Source organism: Sinosporangium album, assembly GCF_900100605.1.
Classification (GTDB): domain Bacteria; phylum Actinomycetota; class Actinomycetes; order Streptosporangiales; family Streptosporangiaceae; genus Sinosporangium; species Sinosporangium album.
Map to the genome: position 1 here is coordinate 47,487 of NZ_FNCN01000003.1, position 19,777 is coordinate 67,263.

Sequence of the window (19,777 nt, forward strand, 5' to 3'; positions counted from 1 at the left end):
GGGATCAGCCGCCGACCTTCGTGGCCACGGCGGCGAGTTGCGGCACGTACTGGTCGAGCATCCACGGGATGGACAGCACGGTCGGCGCGCTGCTCGCCATGACGAAGGACTCGCCGACGATGGGGGCGAAGCGCTTCTCCTTGACGGCCGGCAGGGCCGCGATCACCGGGTCGGCCACGAAGGTGTCGACGTCCTTCTGGGTGGCGAAGTACATGACGAGCACGTCAGTTTTGATCTTGCTGACGTTCTCGTAGCTGATGGAGTAGAAGTACGAGCCCGCTTTCGGGTCGGCGTCGAGTTCCTTGACGCTGGGGCTCTCGGTCATGCCAAGCTGCACGAGCAGCTCGACGCGGGGGTCGCTGCCGCGGTAGATCGTGAACTGGTCGTTGGCGTTCACCGCGCCGTAGACGAATGACCTGCCCTTGAGGTCGGGGTTGTCCGTGCCGAGCTTGGCGATGTGGGCGTCGGCCTTCTCGCGGAGCGCCGTGGCCTCCGCCGACAGGCCGAGCGCCTTGCCGACGATCTCGATCTGCTGCTGCCACGACGTCGCCCAGGGCTTGTCGGGGTACGACACGGTCGGGGCGACCTTGTTGAGTTTGTCGTGCTCCTCCTTCGTGAGCCCCGAGTACGGCGCCAGGATGACGTCCGGCTTCGCCTCGATGATCTCCTCGATGGGTACCTCGCCCGAGTCGGAGGACGGGAGCAGCGCGGGCGGCGTGCCGCCGAGCTCCTTCAGCTTGGCGGCGTTCCACGGGAGGATCCCCTGGGCGTCGCCGCCGTACGCGTAGGTCGGCATCGCGACGGGCACCACGCCGAGCGCGAGCACCGCGTCCTGCGTCGACCAGCCCCATGTCACGACCCGCTGCGGCTTCTGCTGGATGGTCACGTCGCCGTGGGCGGTCGGGATGGTGACGGGGAAGGCGTCTGCGGCCGGGGCCGCCGAGGAGGCGGCGGGGGCGGCGGACGCGCCGGTCGGTGCGTTCGTCGTGGTGCCGGAGCACGCCGCCAGCGCCAGCGAGGCGAGGGCGGCGACGGCCGTGAACGCGATCCGGGAACGCGATCGGGCGGCAGCGAGCATGGGGGTCTCCGAAAGAAGTGCTGAGGTAAGGCGAGGCTTACCTTACAGTTGCGTGAATATTGAATCACCCTCGGGTGGGCGTCCCGGCCCGCGGGTCCTCCGGTCAAGCCGCGCGAGATCACCATGCGACCGGACAGGGGTGATCGTCTACCGGCAAAGAGTGGCGCGACGCCGAAGCGGTGGCGGGGCGGCGCACGTGGCCGGGTGGTACACCTGCCTCAGGTGTTGGCCGCGCGGAGTCCCCCCGCTCTGGCGAGAGGGCGGAGAGAGATGTGACGACTCCACAGGGCGGCGAACCGCTGACGTCGGCCGCGGCTCCGGTTCGGGCCAGTCGCAGGGGCACCCTGGCCGTCGCGTGGCTGTCGACGACCGATCACAAGGTGATCGGCTACATGTACCTGATCGCCTCGTTCGCCTTCTTCCTGGCCGCCGGAGTGATGGCGCTGATCATCCGCGCCGAGCTGGTGCAGCCGGGTCTGCAGTTCGTGAGCCATCGCGTCTTCAACGAGATGTTCACCATGCACGGCACGATCATGATGCTGCTGTTCGCCACTCCGCTGTTCGCCGGCTTCACCAATGTGATCATGCCGCTCCAGATCGGCTCGCCCGACGTCGCCTTCCCCCGGCTCAACGCGGCGAGCCTCTGGCTGTTCCTGTTCGGCGGGCTGATCACCGTGGGCGGTTTCTTCACCGCGCAGGGCGCCGCCGACTTCGGCTGGTTCTCCTACACCCCCCTGTCCAGGGGGAACTTCACGCCCTCGGTCGGAGGCGACCTGTGGATCATGGGGCTGGTCATGACCGGCCTCGGCACCATCCTCGGCAGCGTCAACTTCATCACGACCATCATCTGCCTGCGCGCCCCCGGCATGACCATGTTCCGCATGCCGATCTTCTGCTGGAACGTGCTGCTGACCAGCATGCTCGTGCTGCTGGCCTTCCCCGTGCTGGCCGCGGCCCTGCTCGCCCTTGAGGCCGACCGGAAGCTCGGCACCCACATCTACGACCCGGCCACCGGCGGCCCGCTGCTCTGGCAGCACCTGTTCTGGTTCTTCGGGCACCCCGAGGTCTACATCATCGCCCTGCCGTTCTTCGGCATCGTCACCGAGGTGATCCCGGTGTTCAGCCGCAAGCCGCTGTTCGGCTACATCGGCCTGGTGGGGGCGACGATCGCCATCGCCGGCCTGTCGATGGCGGTGTGGGCCCACCACATGTTCGCCACCGGGCATGTGCTCCTGCCGTTCTTCTCCGTCATGACGTTCCTCATCGCCGTGCCGACCGGCGTGAAGTTCTTCAACTGGATCGGCACGATGTGGCGAGGGCACCTGAGTTTCGAGCCGCCGATGCTGTTCGCGGTGGGCTTCCTCGTCACCTTCCTGCTCGGCGGGCTCACCGGCGTCATCCTGGCCTCCCCTCCGCTCGACTTCCACATCACCGACACCTACTTCGTCGTCGCCCACTTCCACTACGTGGTGTTCGGCACCGTGGTGTTCGCGATGTTCGCCGGCTTCTACTTCTGGTGGCCGAAGATGACCGGCAAGATGCTCGGGAGGACACTGGGGCGGTGGCACTTCTGGATGCTGTTCATCGGCTTCCACGGCACCTTCCTGGTCCACCACTGGCTCGGCGTCATCGGCATGCCGAGGAGATACGCCGACTACAGCCCCTACGACGGCTTCACCACGCTGCACGTGATCTCATCGGCCGGCGCCCTGCTGCTCGGCCTGTCCACGCTGCCCTTCCTCTACAACGTGTGGCACACCACGCGCTTCGGTGAGCGGGTCACCGTGGATGACCCCTGGGGCTTCGGCAACTCCCTGGAGTGGGCCACGTCATGCCCGCCACCCCGGCATAACTTCACCAGCATTCCGCGCATCCGCTCGGAAAGGCCGGCCTTTGATCTGCACTATCCGCCCGCCTGACGGCGGCTCCCGCCGCCCGAGCGGGGCGGCGGGAGCCGCGAGGTCAGGACGCGGCGTTCCCCTCGGCTTTCCCCGCGGCGGTGCCGAGGCCGTCGTCCACCGCCACGTCCTCGGACGCCAGGGTGATGCCCGACGCGGCGGCCTGCAGGTCGAGCAGGATGGCGAAGTCCTCGTCGACACGGCCGGTGCCCACGCTCGCCTGCACGCACTGGGCGGTGGCCGCGACGACCGGCATCGGCACGTCGAGCTGCCGCGCGGCGGCGAGGCCCAGGTCGAAGTCCTTGCGCAGCAGGATCGGGGTGAACGTCGGGGTGTAGTCCAGGTTCACGAACGCGGGCGACTTGTAGCGCGTGAACACCGACCCCATGACGCTGTTGTTGAGGAATTCGAGGAAGGCGTGCCGGGGCACGCCGCCCTTCTCGGCCAGCACGGTGATCTCCGCCAGCGTCTGTGTGACCACGCCCAGCATCAGGTTGTGGGCGATCTTGACCAGCCTCGCCACCTCGCCCTCGCCGACGTACGTCACCGACTTGCCGAGTCGCTCCAGCAGGTGGACCACCTCGTCATAGGTCTCCTTCGGTCCGGACACCACCAGGCTGAGCCCGCCGACCTTGGCGACCTTGCCGTTGCCGCTGACGGGCGCGGCCAGGTAGCCCACGCCCAGTTCCTCGCACACCTGCCGTACCTTGGCCGACGACTCGGCGGACACCGTCGAGCAGTCCACGACCACGCGCGGCACCTGCGCGGGGTCGGCGAGCAAGCCGTCCTCACCCAGGAGTACGTGCTCCAGGTCGGCCGAGGCGGACACCATCGTGAACACCACGTCCATGCCGCGCAGGTCGGCGATGGCCGCGCACAGGGAGGCGCCGTACTCCTTCAGCGGCTCGGCCTTGGCCAGGGTGCGGTTCCAGGCGGTGAGGTCCACATTCGCCTGGGCGAGCAGGGACGCCATCGACAGGCCCATGCGGCCGGTTCCGATCCAGCCGACGCGGAGCCCGGGGCCGTTCGTGGTGGGGATGCTCATCTCACTGCCTTTGCAATCGTTTGCTGTTCTATGTCGCAAACGTTTGCAGACGTCCGTGGGCCATGTCAACCATTCATGCGGGCTGCTCGAAAGCCGCTCAGTTCTCCGATGCGCCGTGCCACGACCGCCACAGCGCCGCATAGGAGCCGCCGGCCCGGACCAGCTCGTCGTGGGAGCCGAGCTCCACGACCCGGCCCCGCTCCATGACGGCGATGCGGTCGGCGTCGTGCGCGGTCTGGAGGCGATGGGCGATCGCCACCACCGTGCGGCCCTTCACCAGAGCCGACAGGGAGCGCTCGACCCGCCGCGCCGTCTGCGACGCGAGCAGCGACGTCGCCTCGTCCAAGACGAGGACGTGCGGATCGGCGAGCGCCAGCCGTACGAGTGCGAGCTGCTGCGCCTGCGCGGGGGACAGGTCCAGCCCGCCCGAGCCCACCGGGGTGGCCAGGCCGATGTCGGCCGCCCAGTCCCAGGCGTCCAGGGCACGCAGGGCCGCCTCAAGCTCGGCCCGGTTCGCGTCGGGCCTCGCCATGAGGAGGTTCTCCGCCAGCGTCGCGCTGAAGACGTGGTGTTCCTGGGTGACGAGCGCGACGCGGCGGCGCAGCTCGGAGAGGGGAAGGCCGGCGGTGGGCAGGCCGTCGAGGGCGATCGAGCCCACCCGAGGCTCGTAGATCCCGGCCAGCAGGCGGCCGACGGTGGACTTGCCCGCGCCGGACGGCCCGACGATCGCCAGCCGTTCACCCCGGTGGATCTCCAGGTCGAGGTCGCGGACCACGTCGTGGTCGTCGTGGTAGGCGAAGCTCACGCTCTTGAACGTGACATGGCCGATGTCCCTGGAGGGGGGCCGGGCCGCCGACGGCCGTGAAGGCGCGGGCGCCGCGTCCGCACCGACCCCCGCGTCCGGGTCCGCGGAAGCACCGCGGACGCCGATCAGGCGCGCGAGGGCCGCGCCGCTGAGCTGGAGCTCGTTCAGCCAGTAGAGCAGGACGTCGACCGGGCCGACGAGCTGCAGCGCGTACAGCGCTCCCGTCGTCACGGCGGCCAGGGACACCAGCCCGTCGAGGTAGAGCAGTCCGCCGATGACCAGCACCGCCACCACGGGAAGCGCGTAGGACAGGTCGGAGATCGGCAGGAACACCGTGCGGAGCCCGAGCGTGTAGCGTTCGGCGCTGTAGGCCGAGGCGATGTCGTGGTCGGCCCGCTCCGCCCGCCGCCGCGCGATGCCGAGCGCCTCCACGGTGCGGGCTCCCTCGACCGTCTGCGTGAGCCCCTCGGCCAGGTCGGCGTAGGCCGCGTTCTGCCGCACATAGCCGGCGTGCGCGCGCGTGAGATACCACCGCGCGGCCAACCACAGCACGGGCACCGCCGACAGGCACGGCAGCAGCAGGAGCGGATCGGTCAGCAGGACCGCGCCGACGATCATCACGATCGTGGTCACCGCGAGCATCGCGTCGGGCACGGCCTGCCGTACGGCGTTGGCCAGCAGACCCACGTCGCGCGTCGTGCGCGCCACCACCTCGCCGGTTCCCGCGCGTTCCACCGTCGCGAGCGGCATGGCCAGCACGTCGTCGACGAACCGCTCCCGCAGCTCGGCGAGCACCTGCTCGCCGAGCCGTGCCGACAGGTAGATGGCGACCCCGCTCAGGAACGCCTGCCCCAAGACGAACATCACGGCCAGCGCGATCACGGTCTCGACGTCGGCGGTGCCCCGGGGGATCCTCTCGATGAGGTCGCCGAGCAGCAGCGGCATGGCGAGACCGCAGATCGCGCCGGCCGCGTGCACCGCCACGGCCAACGCGAGCGCGCGAGGATGCCCCCGGGCCAGGCGCCTGGCGTAGGCGCGGACCTCTGCGGCGGACGACACAGGTAATCTGTCCACTCGCGCACCGACCTCCATGATGTGCTGCGGCGCTCAGGCCGCATTCTCTTCCCTCGCGACCACCGCGCGGTAGCGGCGGTCGTCGAGTAGTGCCGCGTGCGTGCCCTCGGCGACGACGCGTCCACGTTCGACGAACGCGACGCTGTCGGCGCGGCCCAGCATGACAGGGCTTGTCGTGAACACCAGAGTCGTGCGCCCCCGGCGGCGCGCCGTGAGGCGGGCCGCGATGCGCTCCTCGGTGTGCGCGTCGACCGCGCTCGTCGGCTCGACGAGGATCAGCACCTCCGGGTCGACGGTGAGCGCCCGGGCCAGTCGCAGGCGCTGGAGCTGCCCGCCCGACAGCTCGTGCCCCGAGCCGCGGATAACGGTGTCCAGGCCGTGTGGCAGCCCATCGACGATGTCGCGCGCCGCGGCCGTGTCGAGCGCCTCCATCAGCAGGGCCGTGTCACTCGCGCCGCTCGCGCCGGCCGCGTCGGCCGTGCCGCTCGCCTCGCTCGGGTCGCTCGTGTCGGCTGTGGTGCGGAGCTCGGTGCGCAGCGGGCCGGAGAACAGGCGGGCGTCGTTGTCCACGACGAGGACGCGCCGGCGCACCTCGTCGCGGGGGAGGTCGCGGAGGGGGCTCGTGCCGTACGTGACGCCGTCGCCGGCGTAGCCCCCGAGCCGGTCGGCGAGCACGGAGGCGTCGCAGGGGGAGGCGCACGCCACGGCGGTGAAGCGGCCGGGCGGGGCGGTGAGGGCGGACACAGGGTCGGTGAGGGGACCGGGTGCGGCCGGCCAGGTGGAGCGCGGCGGTTCCGCGGCCTCGCGCCCCTCGGGCAGGGACAGGATGCGCGCGATGCGGCCCGCGGCGACGTAACCGGCGGTCAGGCTGTGCGCCGACGACGACATCCGGCGCATCGCGAGCGCCAGGTAGGCGGTGTAGCCGTAGAAGGTGACGAGTTCGCCGACGCTCAAGGTGCCCGCGACCACGTAGCGGGCGCCGAGCCAGATGACGATGACGAGCATGAGGCCGGGCAGCAGGGATGTCACCGTCGTGAGGGCCGCCTCGACCCGCGCGACACGCAGCGCTGCCGCGCGGACTTGTTGGGACTTCTCCTGATAGCGGGTGGAGAACTGCTCCTCGCCGCCGATCCCGCGCAGCACCCGCAGGCCGCTCGCGATGTCGACCGCGCGGCCCGTCAGCTCGCCCTGCAGGTCGCGCACCCGGTGTTTTCGGCGGTGCAAAGGGCGCACCAGCAGCCCGGTCACCCACAGCATCAGCGGCACGCCGAGCAGCACCACCAGCCCGAGCCGCCAGGAGGTCGAGATCATGATGGCGGCGACCGCCGCGATCACCGCCGCCGACCCCGCGGCCCGCCCCACCACGTCGAACGCTCGGCCGAGCGCGCCGATGTCGTCGGTGGCGACGCCGACGACCTCCCCGGTCGGGACCTGCCGCCGCAGCGAGGCGCCGAGCGCGGAGCTCTTCCCGGTCACGAGCTGCGTCGAACGGAACGACGCGCCGAGGGAGGCGGTGAGCGCCCAGCGGTCCTGCGCAATGCTCGCCGCGGCCTGTACGGCGGCGAGGCCGAGCAGGGCCGCGCCCCACAGCAGCAGCGCCCCCCGGTCGCGGGCGATCAGGCCGTGGTCGAGCGCCCGGCCGATCGCGGCGGGCATCAGCGCCTGGCAGACCATGAACAGAATGCCGAACGCCACGCTGAACAGGATCGGCACCCGGAGGCCGGTGGTCAACCAGACCAGGTAACGAAGCGGGGAACGACAATCTGGAGCCCCGGGGTCGGGCTCTGGAAGCAGCCGCATGAGGCGCGATGTTAGCCCCACACCCCGCATGGTTCACCTGGTTTCCGACATGCGTGAAGACCTGCCGTCAAAGTCACGCATGAGGCCCGGGGCGGTGCCGGCCCACCGCCCCGGGCCCGTTCTTGCGCCGCCCCTACCGGGTGACGTCCACGTCCGTGAGCACGCCGAGCGCGTCGGGCACGAGGACGGCCGCCGACTGGTAGGCGCTGACCAGGTAGGAGGTGATCCCCTTGTCGTCCACCTTCATGAACCTGACCGACACGCCCTGCTCGTACTCGTCGGGCAGGTCCGCGCCGCGAAGACCGATCACGCCCTGGTCCTCCTCACCGGTCCGCATCACCATGATCGAGGTGAGACCGCGCTCGCTGACCGGGATCTTGTCGCAGGGAAGGATCGGAACCCCGCGCCAGGCGGTGACCCTCGTCCCCTCGAACTCGGTGGAGTCCGGATAGAGGCCGTAGGCGTTGCACTGGCGGGCGAACGCGGCGATCGCCCGAGGATGGGCCACGAAGAACCGGGACTTGCGCCTCCGGCAGAGCAGCTCGTCGAGATCGTCGGGGGTCGGAGGACCGGATCTCGTGGTGATGCGCTGCCTGAGGTCGGCGTTGTGGAGCAGGCCGAAGTCGCGGTTGTTGACGATCTCGAACTCTTGCCGTTCGCGCAGCGCCTCGATGGTGAGCCGGAGCTGCTGCTCGGTCTGGTCCATCGGCTCGCCGTACAGGTCGGCGACCCTGGTGTGGACACGCAGAACCGTCTGTACGGCGCCGAGCGCGTATTCCCTGGGCTTCAGCTCGTAGTCCACGAACGTGCCCGGCAGCACCGCCTCCCCGACGTGGCCCGCCGACAGCGCGATCTCCGCCTCGCCGTGCTTGTTCTGGGCCGCTCCGCCGCCCGCCGCACCCCGCCGGAGGTGGTCCGCCAGGGACGGCGAACGGTCGAGAAGCTCGCGATACGCCGCCGCGGGCAGGCTCAGCAGAGTGCACGCCGTCAGTGCCGTCGCCGTGAACTCCCACCTGCCCGGCTCGTCGGCGGCCTGGAGCACCCGGGCACCGAGATGCTCGCCCTCGGACAGGACGCCGAGGTGCCGGGCCCGGCCGTACTCGCCCGCCGCGGTGACGCCGACCCGCCCGTGAGCGATGAGGAGCACCTGGTCGGCGGGGGAGTCTTCGGCGGCGATTACCTGGCCGGCGCGGCGTTCCAGCCGTACGAACCTCTCGGCCAGCGCCGTGAGCACCCCGAGGTCGTCGAACCCCCGCAGAGCGGGCAGCTCGCTCAGCGTCGGCGGCACGACGCCGACCCCGGGCGCGGTGGAGGAGAAGGCCACCAGGCCCGAGCCCCGGTTGTAGGTCAGGCGGCGGTTCACGCGGTAGGTCCCGCCGGGCACCCGCACCCAGGGCAGAGCCTGGAGCAGGTGCCTGCCGGTGATCCCCTGCGTCTGCGGCACCGACTTGGTGGTCGTCGCGAGGTTGCGCGCGGCGGCCGTGTCGAGGCTGAGCGGCGTACCGTTCGCTCCGCCTGCGCCGTTGGATACGGTCACGGGATCACACCGCCGATCTGTTGCCGAGGGTCAGCAGGGAGGCGATCCGCGCCGTCGCGGTGCCGAGCCCGGTCGGCCCGCCGGTCCACCCGCCGGTCCACCCGCCTGTCCCCCCGCCGCTCCACTGCGGCGTGAAGGCGGACGCGGGCGGCCCCAGCGGATGGCGCAACTCGGACTCCAGATAGCGGCGGGTTTTCTGATGCCACAACAAGACCGCCGCCATCCACTCCTGCATCTTCTTCACGTAGTCGGTGAGCGCCTCTCTGGCCTCCGCGCCGAGATCGAGGTCCTCGAACAGCACGGGCAGCTCATGGGCCGCGAGATGCTCGAACTGCCGCATCCGCGCGTTGGCCAGGTCGGTGACGACGGCCACCCCCTGATCCTTGTCGCAGGAGAAGAAGTCCTGCGAGACGAGGATGCAGTTGTGCACCTCGCCCTCGAACTCGATCTCCTTCTGGTAGGAGAAGACGTCGTTCACCAGCATGGCGTAGTCCGAGCTCGCGTTCTCCAGACCCATCACGGTGCGGGTCTGGTAGATGTCCGCCGGCAGCGACCGCCCGTGGGCCAGCCGCGACAGCGCCTTGGTGAGGTCGCTCCCGAAGGTCCGCCGCCGCATCTCCATGTAGTCGACCGGGTCCGGGACCCGGTTCTGGATGTGGTTGGCGAGCTCCCACAGCCAGCTCTCCGTCATGGTGATGACCGAGTCCCTGAACAGCTGCCGCCCGTCGGGCGGCAGCGGCGAGGCGGTCCGCACCCACAGGTCGGCGAGGGCCCGCTCCACCGGGTTCGCCGGCGTGGGGACGGCCCCGAGGTCCAGCGGCATGAACTCCAGCAGTCGCGCGTGGAACGCCTTCGCCCCCGCCATGTCGCGGGCGAACACCAGCGGGAAGTAGTCGTCGGCGTAGGTGCCCCAGGTGAGCCACTGCGTCGACAGGACCAGGTCGTCGGCCGTGGAGTCCGGATCGATGCCCGCCGCGCACAGCGCGAAGTCGAAGCCCCTGTTCTGCTCGGCCGACCACAGCCCCGGCCCCGGCAGGCCGGGCAGCGGGGCGTGGAACCCCATCCGCTCCGACCATTCCACGCCCTCGCGCCTGGCCTCGTCGAGATGCGGGTTCAGCCGTACCCGAACCGGCATGTAGAAGTCCGGCGTCTCGACCGGCCCCACCCGCTGGAACGGGACGTGCATGTGGCTCTTCGGACCTCCCGGGCCGAGCAGCCCGGGAAGGAGGTTGATCTTCGCCGCGGACGTGCCGAGCCCGGTGGGCCCGCCGAGGAACGACGCCGTCGGCGTCGCCCGGCCCCCGCCGTTCATGTAGCGGCTCGACCGCATGTGCCACTCGTGCCCGCCGGACTGCCAGTCCTGCAGGCCCTTCACATAGGCGAGTACGGCGAGGCGCTCCGACAGGTCCAGCCCGTGGTCCTCGAACAGCCCCGGCAGCTCCGTCAGCACCGTGTTCTCGAACTGGTGCAGACGCGAGTTGAGCAGGTCGTTCACCGCGTCGGCGGCCGGCTGGGTGTCGAGGCCGAAGAACTTCTCGAAGACGAGCACACCATTGCTCAGCTCGCCTTCCTCCCTGACCTCCCGCTCATAGGAGAACAGGTCGTTGCGCAGGTGCACTGCGTCGGAGAAGCTGTCCCGCAGCACGTGCAGGGGACGCGTCCCCGCCACACGGGCCGGCACCTCCGCGCCGTTCGCGACCTCCACCAGGTTGGCCGACCACGGAGCGCCGCCGACCCGGCGCCGCATCTCGATGTACTCCATCGGATTGGCGACCCGGCCCGCGTTGATGTTGGAGAGCTCCCACAGGGACTCGTCCAGCAGGTTCTTCGTGCTCTCGATGAACCGCGCCCGCCAGTCGGCCGACATGCCGGGCACGGTGCGCCGCCACAGGTCGGCCAGCCCGCGCTCCACCGGGTTGGTGGGCTCGGGGATGCCGTCCGTTCCGTGGGCGGGCATGTACGCCGGGAGCCTACTGAGGTATTCCTTGGCTCCGGCGAGGTCCCCGGAGCGCTTGTAGACCTCCAGGAAGTGGTCGTCGAAGTAGAACACCCACACATACCAGTCGGTCACGAGGTTCAGCACCTCGGCCGAGCAGTCGGGGTGGATGTATGCGCACATGAGCCCGTAGTCCATGGCGTCGAGCTGCGCCTCGTCCCAGACCGCCGGGTCGGGATCCAGCATGCCCATGGTCCTCGCCCACTCCTTGGTGTGCGAACGGGCGCTCTCCAGATGGGGGTTGAGCCGCGCCGGATACGGCACGTAGAAGTCGGGCAGCGTGAAAGGCTGCATCCTCGTCCTGTCTCCTAGCTGATCTCGACGCTTTCCAGGATTCCGAGAGCATCGGGAACCAGGACGGCGGCGGAGTAGTACGTCGTCACCAGGTACGAGATGATCGCCTTATCGCTGATGCCCATGAACCGGACGGACAGGCCGGGCTGGTACTCGTCGGGCAGGCCCGTGCGGTACAGGCCGATCACGCCCTGCTCGGCCTCGCCGGTCCGCATCGCGATGATCGAGCTGATCCCTTGGTCGCTGACCGGGATCTTGTTGCAGGGCAGGATCGGGACGCCGCGCCAGGCCGGCACCTTGTTGCCGTGCAGCTCGGTGCTCTGCGGGTAGATGCCGCGGCTGTTGCACTCGCGGGCGAAGGCGGCGATGGCCTTCGGGTGCGCCAGGACGACGCCGGGGTTCTTCCACACCTTGGCCAGCAGGTCGTCCATGTCGTCGGGGGTCGGCGGGCCGGTGCGGGTGTGGATGCGCTGACCGAGGTCGGCGTTGTGGAGCAGGCCGAACTCCCGGCTGTTGACGAGCTCGTGCTCCTGCCGTTCGCGCAGGGCCTCGACGGTGAGGCGGAGCTGCTGCTCGGTCTGGTTCATCGGCTCGTTGTAGAGGTCGGCGACCCTGGTGTGGATGCGCAGGATGGTCTGCGCCACGCTGAGCTCGTACTCACGGGGCTTCAGCTCGTAGTCCACGAACGTGCCCGGCAGCGTCACCTCGCCGGTGTGGCCCGACGACAGCGCGATCGCGGCCTCGCCGTGCACGTTGGTGTCGTGCCCGGCGCTCGACCGGTAGTCCTCAAGGTGGGTCCGCAGCTCGGGCGACTGGTCGACGACCTCCTGGAACGCCTGCCTGTCGAGGAAGAGGGCGGTGCCTGAGGTGAGGGCCTTGGCGGTGAAATCCCACTCGCCGTCGCTCTCGGTCAGGACCTCGTCGCCGAAGTGGTCGCCGTCGGCCAGCACGCCGAGGGTGGTCTCGTTGCCGTAGGCGTTGACGCCGACCCGGCTGACCTTGCCGTGGGCGATGAGGACGAGCTGGTCGGCCGAGTCGCCCGCCGACGCCAGGGTCTCACCCGCGTCGAACTCCCGCTGCACGAACCGGCCGGCCAGGGCCGCCAGCACGTCGGCGTCGTCGAACTGCCGCAGCGTCGGCAGCTCGCAGAGCTCGGCCGGGATGACCCGCACGTCGGCGCCGGTCGTGACAAAGGTGATGCGTCCGTCTCCGACGGCGTAGCTGAGGCGGCGGTTCACACGGTACGTTCCGCCGATCGCCTCTACCCAGGGGAGCACGCGCAGCAGGTGCCGCGAGGTGATCTCCTGCATCTGCGGCACGGATTTGGTGGTCGTCGCCAGATTGCGCGCGGCGGCGGTGCCTAGGCTGAGCTGTGACTGCCCGTTTCCGTTTCCGGGAACCGTTTCGGTCATGGCGAGACATACCTCTCATCGGGGGTGGAAGGTTTCTTCATCCCGTCCCTCGGCCGATCCACCGGGGTCGGGGACGTGGGGGCTGAAGTCTGATGGGCTGGGTCAGCCCTCGTTGCGCAGCTCGTGGGGGAGGGAGAACGTCAGCGTCTCCTCCGTCAGCGTCACGGCCTCGGTGTCGGTGTAGCCGCGGGAGGAGAGCCAGTCCAGCAGGTCGGCGACCAGGTGCTCCGGCACGGACGCCCCGGAGCTGACCCCGACCGTCGTCACGCCCGTGAGCCACCGCTCATCGGCGTCCGCGGCGCGGTCCACGAGGTAGGCCGCGCCCGCGCCCGCGCCGAGCGCCACCTCGACCAGGCGCTGGGAGTTCGACGAGTTCGACGAGCCCACGACGATGACGAGTTCGCAGTGCGGGGCGATCCTGGCGACGGCCTCCTGCCGGTTCTGGCTGGCGTAGCAGATGTCGTCGCTCGGCGGGTCGATCAGGTTCGGGAACCGCTCGCGCAGCCGCGTCACGGCCGCCATGGTCTCGTCCACCGAGAGCGTGGTCTGCGACAGCCATCCGACCGTCGAGCCCTCGGGCAGCTCCACCTCGTCGGGCCGCGCCGGGTCCACCACGTGCATGCGCTCCGGCGCCTCGCCGAGCGTGCCCTCCACCTCTTCGTGGTCCGCGTGGCCGATCAGGATGATCTCGTGGCCCGCCTGGGCGAACCGTACGGCCTCCTTGTGGACCTTGGTGACCAGCGGGCACGTGGCGTCCACCGTCCGCAGGCCGCGCCCGTCCGCCTGGTGCTTGACCTCGGGGGAGACCCCGTGGGCGGAGAAGACGACAAGCGCCCCGTCCGGCACCTCGTCGAGCTCGTCCACGAACACCGCGCCCCGGCGGGTCAGATCGTCCACCACGTAGGTGTTGTGCACGATCTGCTTGCGCACGTACACGGGCGCCCCGTGCCGGCGCAGCGCCTCCTCTACGGTGAGAATGGCCCGGTCGACGCCCGCGCAGTATCCCCGCGGCGCCGCCAGCAGTACGCGTCCCATGACCTCTGCCCTCCCTGGTATGGCCATGTCGGATCTCTTCGGACCGGTCCGGGCTGTCACCGGGTGCGATGCACGAGGCCGTTGGCGAGTACGGCGAGGCCGTCCTTGGCCTCCTGCGTGATCGGCGCGCTGCCGAGCACCTGGAACGCGTTCCGCGCCCGGTCGCCGATCAGCGCCTCGACATGCGCGAGCGCCCCCGTCGACACGACGATGTCCCGCACCTCGGCGGCGCGTTCCTCGGTCAGCTCCGGGTTGCCGTGCCAGGTCTGCAGGTGGGCCTGCTCGCTCGGCGAGGCGTAACGGCGGGCGTGGGCGATCAGGACCGTGTTCTTGCCTTCGCGCAGGTCGTCGAGCACGGACTTGCCCGTCTCCCCGGCGTCGCCGAACATGCCGAGAATGTCGTCGCGCAGTTGGAACGCTTCACCGAGGGGCACGCCGATGCGGGAGTAGGCCTCGACGAGTTCCAGGGAACCGCCGGCCAGGGCTCCGCCGATCTGGAGGGGGCGTTCGACGGTGTATTTCGCGGTTTTGAACCGCACGACCTTCAGCGCTTGCTCGATGCTGGAGCGTTCCTGAACCTGGGTGAGGATGTCGAGGTACTGACCGATGATCACCTCGGTGCGCATCTGGTCGAACAGGGTCCGTGCCGTACGTAGCCTGCCGGGCGCGACCTCGGCCACGGCCAGCAGTTCATCGGCCCAGGCCAGCGCCAAGGTGCCCATCAAGATGCCGGCCGCGCGCCCGAACTCGGGAGCGCTCGAGCCGCCGTGCAGGGCGGCCAGGCTGTGATGCATCGTGGGGCGTCCGCGGCGCAGGTCGCTGCTGTCCATGATGTCGTCGTGGATCAGCAGGCCCGCGTGGCAGAGCTCCAGGGCCGCGCCCGCGGAGATCACCCCTTCGCTCTCCCCGCCGCCCGCGCCGCGCCAGCCCCAGTAGCAGAGGAGGGGCCGGACACGCTTGCCGCCGTGGAGCACGAAGTCACCGAGCAGCCGATAGGCGTCCGCCACCTCGGGGTCGTCCACGGGCGCGGAGTGCTCGCCCAGGAAGTCGGCGAGCCTGCGGTCGACCAGCGCCTTTATCTGTGTATCAGGCTCCACCGGTGTTGTCTGCTCGGTTTCCACGATCATCGCGCGTACCCCTCATAAGACCCTTGATGCGCGGAACGCTATTGAGCGGCTACTAAAAGTAAAAGCGTCCATTCCGAATAGTGGAACGTTTGAACCGCGCCCGGTCTGGGGCTACCGGACGCCCAAGCCGATAGATGGATCTTGTACGGCAAAGCCGACATGTCGCCAACCGCCGCCACCTTGGGGTGCCCATGGCCTGTAATATGGCTTGTCCGCTACTTACCGTGGACAATTCATTGCCTTGGGTAGTCATGCTTTGACAGATCCATGGATGGCGCATGCCTTCCCCAAGCCGGATAGGTGCGTAGGAGAATGTCGCAGAATAGCGCTTGTCAGGAAGCAGTCCTGTCCACGCAGATAGTGCCCGTCCAGTCGCCCACCAGCCTGGAGAAAGCCATCGCCATCCTGACTTCGCTCAGTAAGGCCTCCCACCCCATGAGCCTCGCCGAGCTGTCCAGGAGCACCGGACTTCCGAAGACCACCGCGTACCGCCTCCTCGGCACCCTCTGCCGGAACGGCCTCGCCCAGCGCATCGGCATCGACTACGCCGTTGGCGACCATCTCCTCACCCTCGCCGGCCACGGCCGGCGGCCGTTCCCCGCCGCCCGCCGCATCGTCCTACCGCACCTGGTCCGCCTTTACGAGCTGACCCGGCACACCGTCAACCTCGCCGTCGCCCGCGGCCTCGAAGCGGCCTACGTCGAACGCGTCTACGGCCAGAGCCGCATCGACTCGCCCTCCGACGACATCGACCGCGCCCCGCTCCACTGCACCGCCACCGGCAAAGTCCTGCTCGCCTTCGACCAGGAACTCGGCCAGTCCTTCCGCCGGCACGGCAGCCGCACCCGCATGACCCGCCACACCCTCGTCACCGACACCGCCCTCGACCGCGAACTGCACCGGGTCCGCCGCCAAGGCGTCGCCTACGCCCGCGAAGAACTCGCCAAAGGCATCGCCTGCGCCGCCGCCCCCGTCTTCGGTCCCGACGGCAGAATCTGCATGTCCATCGGCGTCGCCGGCCCCGCCGGCACCCTCCACCTCCCCGAACTCGCCGCCGTCGTCCGGCGCACCGCCAACGCCCTCTCCAGCGCCGTCGGCAAACACGCCGCCCGCCAACCCACCCCCCACCTCACCCCCGCCCCCCGCCTCCTCTGACCCCCACGACGCCGACTCAGCGGCAGGTCCGGGGCGAAGGCGGACGTGCCGTACACGAACTCGGCGGTGAAGGTCATATCGCAGGGGGAGTTCAGGGCCCGTTAATTCGCTGGACGGGGGCGGCGGCGCCTCACTACGGTGGGCCGCATGTCCAGCCCCGAGGCGTCAAGACGCTAGCCACCGGTCCTTCGGTGGCTTTTCGCTGTGTCCAGCCGACGCGCCGCTCCATGCGAGACGGCGCCGCTCTCCGCTGTCCACGCCGCGTCGGCCATGCTGCGCCTTCCACGCCGCCGAAGCACTGTCGCACGGGCTGTCTTCGCACCGGATGACCCGCCGCCCACGCCGTTTCCCCGGCGTCCACCGCGGCGCCGTCCACCGGTTGCCCTTCACGCGGTGATGCCGCGCGCCCGGCCGTACGGCTGCTCCTCGTGACACTCCGCCGCGCCGGGCCGTCGCGGCGTGCGCCGCGTCCTGTCATCGACCCGCGATGTGGTTGTGGAGTGTTGTCGTGCCGTTCGCCATTTACCTGCTCGGACTGGCGGTCTTCGCCCAGGGGACGTCCGAGTTCATGCTGTCCGGCCTGGTGCCGGGCATCGCCCAAGACCTTCATGTGTCCATCCCCGCCGCGGGGGCGCTCACCTCGGCCTTCGCCGTAGGCATGGTCGTCGGAGCGCCGCTGATGGCGGTGCTCAGCCTGCGGTGGCCGAGGCGGACGGCGCTGCTGGTCTTCTTGGCCGTCTTCATGGTGGTCCACATCGTCGGGGCCGTCACCACCGACTTCGGTGTGCTGCTCGCCACCCGCGCGATCGGAGCCTTGGCCAATGCCGGGTTCCTCGCCGTGGGGATGGCGACGGCGACAAGCATGGTGGAACCCCATGCCAAGGGGCGGGTCATCTCCGTCCTCCTGTCGGGCGTCACCCTCGCCTGCGTCGCCGGGGTGCCCGCCGGAGCGCTGATGGGACAGCTCTGGGGCTGGCGGTCGGCGTTCTGGGCCGTGGCCCTGATCTGCGCGCCCGTCCTGATCGCGGTCGTGCGCTCGGTGCCCGGCCCCGCCCCGGCGGTGCCGGAGGCCACGGCCCGTCGGCATGCCGAAGTGCCCAGTGCGCGCCGGGAACTGCGGGCGTTGCGCCGTCCCCGGCTCCTGGTGATCCTGCTCCTCGGCGCCCTGGTGAACGGCGCCACCTTTTGCACGTTCACCTACCTGCTGCCCCTCACGACCCAGGTCAGCGGGTTCCAGGAGAGCTGGACGCCGGTCCTGCTGGCCCTCTTCGGCCTCGGGTCGTTCCTCGGCGTCACCGTCGCCGGCCGGATGTCGGATAACCGGCCGATGCGGCTGCTCGTGCCCGGCGGCGGCGCCCTGCTCGCCGGGTGGCTGCTGTTCGCCGTGGCCGCCGACAGCCCGGTGGCGGCATTGCTTCTGCTCTTCGTGCAGGGGACGCTCTCATTCGCGGTCGGTTCGACGCTGATCACCCGGGCGGTGTACGCGGCGTCCGGGGCGCCGACCCTGGCCGGCTCCTTCGCGACGGCGGCCTTCAACGTGGGCGCGGCGCTCGGACCCGCCGCCGGCGGAGCCGCCATCGACGCGGGCCTGGGCTTTCGCTCCCCGCTGTGGGTCAGCGCGCTGCTCGTCGCCCTGGCGTTCGCCGTCGCGGGTCTGGCGCACGCCGTACGGCAGGCCAGGGGAGGCCCGGGGGAGACCTCGCCGGTCATCTGACCCGGGCCGCGGTCCCGGGCCGGGCGAAGCGGCCCCGGCCCCACCCCGGCGGGCCGCTGATGTGGAGGGCCGCGGTGGCCGGTGATCGCGAGTGAGCGGAGCGGGTATTCGACCATGTCCATCCCCTGGATGCTGAATTCTCATCTGTGTATGTCCAGCAGTACGGGGACCCGCATTTACCGGGTTCAACCGGTGAATGTGTAGAAATACGCATTGCGGCGCGCTGTGGTGGTGACGGAAAAGAGCCCCCCGCCGTAGCGGAAGGCTCTCGTGGATATGTGCGGGCGTGGAAAACTAGACCGGCACTGAAAGCAGCGTCTCGCCATCGATCACCTTGATCTCGAAAGCGGCGATCTCATCGCGGGCAAAGGCCGTGCCCCCGTGGAAGTAATAAGGCCCCGAGGGCCCGGACGCGTCGTAATCCCCGGCGGGAACCGCCCATCCCGTCATCACCCGCCGTTCGCCCGACCTGGAGACCGCGATCAGCTCGCACTTCAGCGGGCTGCGGACGCCTGTGAGCTCCACCACCGCATGGGTGCCCCAGTCCTTGGCCTCGACCGCCACCACCCCGCTGACGCCCGAAGGGCCCGTGCCCGGGAACTTGTCGCCATGGCGGAACATCTCCTTGGCGAAGCTCTGCACCCCGCCCGTGGCGTGCGCCGACCCCCCGTCGCCGGGGCCGCCGACCGCGGCGCCCACGCCGTACCCGCCCACGACGAGGACCGCCGCGGCGGCTGCGGCCAGCAGGAACGTAGTCCTGCGAGCGCGGCGGCGGGCCGCCTTCGAACGCCGCACGAGATCGATCACCTGCGCGGGTTCGGGGTCGGTGGCCTGCCCGCCCTCCTCGCCTTCCTTGACGTCGGCCTCGACCGGCCCTAGATCGGAGAGCAGCCCGGCCAGGCCGGACATCTCCGCGAGTTCCGCTGCACATGGCTCGCATGTCGCGAGATGCGTCTCGAATGCGGCCCGGTCCCTCACGTCGAGCAACCCCAGGGCGTAGGCGGCCACATCGGTGTGTTGAATCGGGGCGTTCACGCCTTCACCCCTCTCTCCTCAAGCACCAGGCGCAACGCCCGGACTGCGTAATAGACGCGGGATTTCACAGTGCCTATAGGAATGCCCAGTTTCTCGGCGGCGTCGTTCACCGACCGGTCACGCAGGATCGTCTCGTTGAGGATTTCCCGGTGAGCGGGAGAGAGCGACTTCAATGCTTCGGCCACGACCACCTGGCGCAGGAGGCCCTCCACTTCGTCCGGCATCGGCACGTTCTCCAGCGGGGCCTCGCCCGCCTCTTGAGGCCGTGCTTCCTTACGGCGTCGATCGTCGATCACGATACGTCTCGCCACCGTCGCCAACCACGGCATCAAGGAATTCGCACCCGAATCCAACTGATCCACGCTTCGCCATGCGCGGATCATGGTCTCCTGCACCACGTCCTCCGCCCACTGCCGGTCCCCGAAGGTGAGCCGGACGGCGAACGCCAGCAGCGGCCGGTGATACTCCCGGTAGAGGGCGGCGAAGACCGCCTCCCCGTCATGGGCGCGGGCGTGATCGTGATCGCGGTCGCGCCCGCCCGGCGGACGCAGGAGGTCGAACCACCTCCGCCGCGCTCCAGTGCTCTCCATGGTCGGACGTCTCCGGAGGGTGAGTGCGCCGCCGGCCAGGCCGACCGGTGCTGCCGTCGCCTGCGTGTGCTGTCGAGTCACGGTGGTCCTTCGAATGCCGAGTCCACCCGGTTGTACGCGAAGACACGGCGCCGGGTTCACGGGAATCCGCGGGGATTTGCGGCTCATGCCGTACGGCTGCG

The 19,777-nt window shown here is 70.0% G+C and carries 14 protein-coding genes; 3 read left to right on the plus strand and 11 right to left on the minus strand.

Annotated elements, in window-relative coordinates:
* Window positions 1-4: 4 nt before the first annotated feature.
* Window positions 5-1,078, minus strand: coding sequence for an iron-siderophore ABC transporter substrate-binding protein (locus BLQ73_RS03645; protein ID WP_093168241.1), 1,074 nt, complete (start codon window positions 1,076-1,078; stop codon window positions 5-7).
* A gap of 272 nt (window positions 1,079-1,350) precedes the next feature.
* On the opposite strand from BLQ73_RS03645, the gene ctaD reads away from it, so the two are divergent.
* The gene (ctaD, locus tag BLQ73_RS03650) at window positions 1,351-2,997 is read left to right on the plus strand and encodes an aa3-type cytochrome oxidase subunit I (protein ID WP_093168242.1); all 1,647 of its coding nucleotides are present in this window, start codon (window positions 1,351-1,353) and stop codon (window positions 2,995-2,997) included.
* Between the two features lie 43 nt (window positions 2,998-3,040).
* Here ctaD and BLQ73_RS03655 read toward each other — a convergent pair whose 3' ends face one another.
* The 8 genes from BLQ73_RS03655 to BLQ73_RS03690 all read right to left on the minus strand — a co-directional run bounded on the left by BLQ73_RS03655 (window position 3,041) and on the right by BLQ73_RS03690 (window position 15,101).
* A complete protein-coding gene (locus BLQ73_RS03655) occupies window positions 3,041-4,021 on the minus strand; it encodes an NAD(P)-dependent oxidoreductase (RefSeq protein WP_093168243.1) in 981 nt (326 codons plus the stop codon).
* A 97-nt stretch (window positions 4,022-4,118) separates the two neighbouring features.
* Window positions 4,119-5,900: an ABC transporter ATP-binding protein gene (locus BLQ73_RS03660; protein ID WP_245690770.1), complete on the minus strand. Its 1,782-nt coding sequence runs from the start codon at window positions 5,898-5,900 to the stop codon at window positions 4,119-4,121.
* A 33-nt stretch (window positions 5,901-5,933) separates the two neighbouring features.
* The gene (locus BLQ73_RS03665) at window positions 5,934-7,700 is read right to left on the minus strand and encodes an ABC transporter ATP-binding protein (protein ID WP_093168245.1); all 1,767 of its coding nucleotides are present in this window, start codon (window positions 7,698-7,700) and stop codon (window positions 5,934-5,936) included.
* A 133-nt stretch (window positions 7,701-7,833) separates the two neighbouring features.
* Window positions 7,834-9,237 (minus strand): family 2B encapsulin nanocompartment shell protein, encoded by a 1,404-nt coding sequence (locus BLQ73_RS03670; protein ID WP_093168246.1) that lies wholly within the window; start codon window positions 9,235-9,237, stop codon window positions 7,834-7,836.
* A gap of 4 nt (window positions 9,238-9,241) precedes the next feature.
* Window positions 9,242-11,527, minus strand: a complete 2,286-nt coding sequence (locus tag BLQ73_RS03675; protein ID WP_176955258.1) for a terpene synthase family protein — start codon at window positions 11,525-11,527, stop codon at window positions 9,242-9,244.
* Between the two features lie 14 nt (window positions 11,528-11,541).
* Window positions 11,542-12,939 (minus strand): family 2B encapsulin nanocompartment shell protein, encoded by a 1,398-nt coding sequence (locus tag BLQ73_RS03680; RefSeq protein ID WP_093168247.1) that lies wholly within the window; start codon window positions 12,937-12,939, stop codon window positions 11,542-11,544.
* 102 nt (window positions 12,940-13,041) lie between these two features.
* A complete protein-coding gene (locus tag BLQ73_RS03685) occupies window positions 13,042-13,974 on the minus strand; it encodes a 4-hydroxy-3-methylbut-2-enyl diphosphate reductase (protein WP_093168248.1) in 933 nt (310 codons plus the stop codon).
* A gap of 56 nt (window positions 13,975-14,030) precedes the next feature.
* On the minus strand, window positions 14,031-15,101 hold the full coding sequence (locus tag BLQ73_RS03690; protein WP_093168249.1) for a polyprenyl synthetase family protein: 1,071 nt from the start codon (window positions 15,099-15,101) through the stop codon (window positions 14,031-14,033).
* A 360-nt stretch (window positions 15,102-15,461) separates the two neighbouring features.
* Between BLQ73_RS03690 and BLQ73_RS03695 the strand changes: the two genes are divergently transcribed.
* Both BLQ73_RS03695 and BLQ73_RS03700 read left to right on the plus strand, forming a co-directional pair.
* Entirely contained in the window at window positions 15,462-16,256 is a 795-nt protein-coding gene (locus tag BLQ73_RS03695) for an IclR family transcriptional regulator (RefSeq protein ID WP_176955260.1), read from the plus strand.
* Between the two features lie 508 nt (window positions 16,257-16,764).
* Window positions 16,765-17,970 carry a Cmx/CmrA family chloramphenicol efflux MFS transporter gene (locus tag BLQ73_RS03700; RefSeq protein WP_093168251.1) on the plus strand — a complete coding sequence of 402 codons (1,206 nt, stop codon included), beginning with the start codon at window positions 16,765-16,767 and terminating at the stop codon, window positions 17,968-17,970.
* 294 nt (window positions 17,971-18,264) lie between these two features.
* Here BLQ73_RS03700 and BLQ73_RS03705 read toward each other — a convergent pair whose 3' ends face one another.
* The gene (locus BLQ73_RS03705; RefSeq protein WP_093168252.1) at window positions 18,265-19,005 is read right to left on the minus strand and encodes an anti-sigma factor family protein; all 741 of its coding nucleotides are present in this window, start codon (window positions 19,003-19,005) and stop codon (window positions 18,265-18,267) included.
* Window positions 19,002-19,676, minus strand: coding sequence for a sigma-70 family RNA polymerase sigma factor (locus BLQ73_RS03710; RefSeq protein WP_476712859.1), 675 nt, complete (start codon window positions 19,674-19,676; stop codon window positions 19,002-19,004). Before BLQ73_RS03710 ends, BLQ73_RS03705 begins: the two co-directional genes overlap by 4 nt.
* Window positions 19,677-19,777 lie beyond the last annotated feature (101 nt).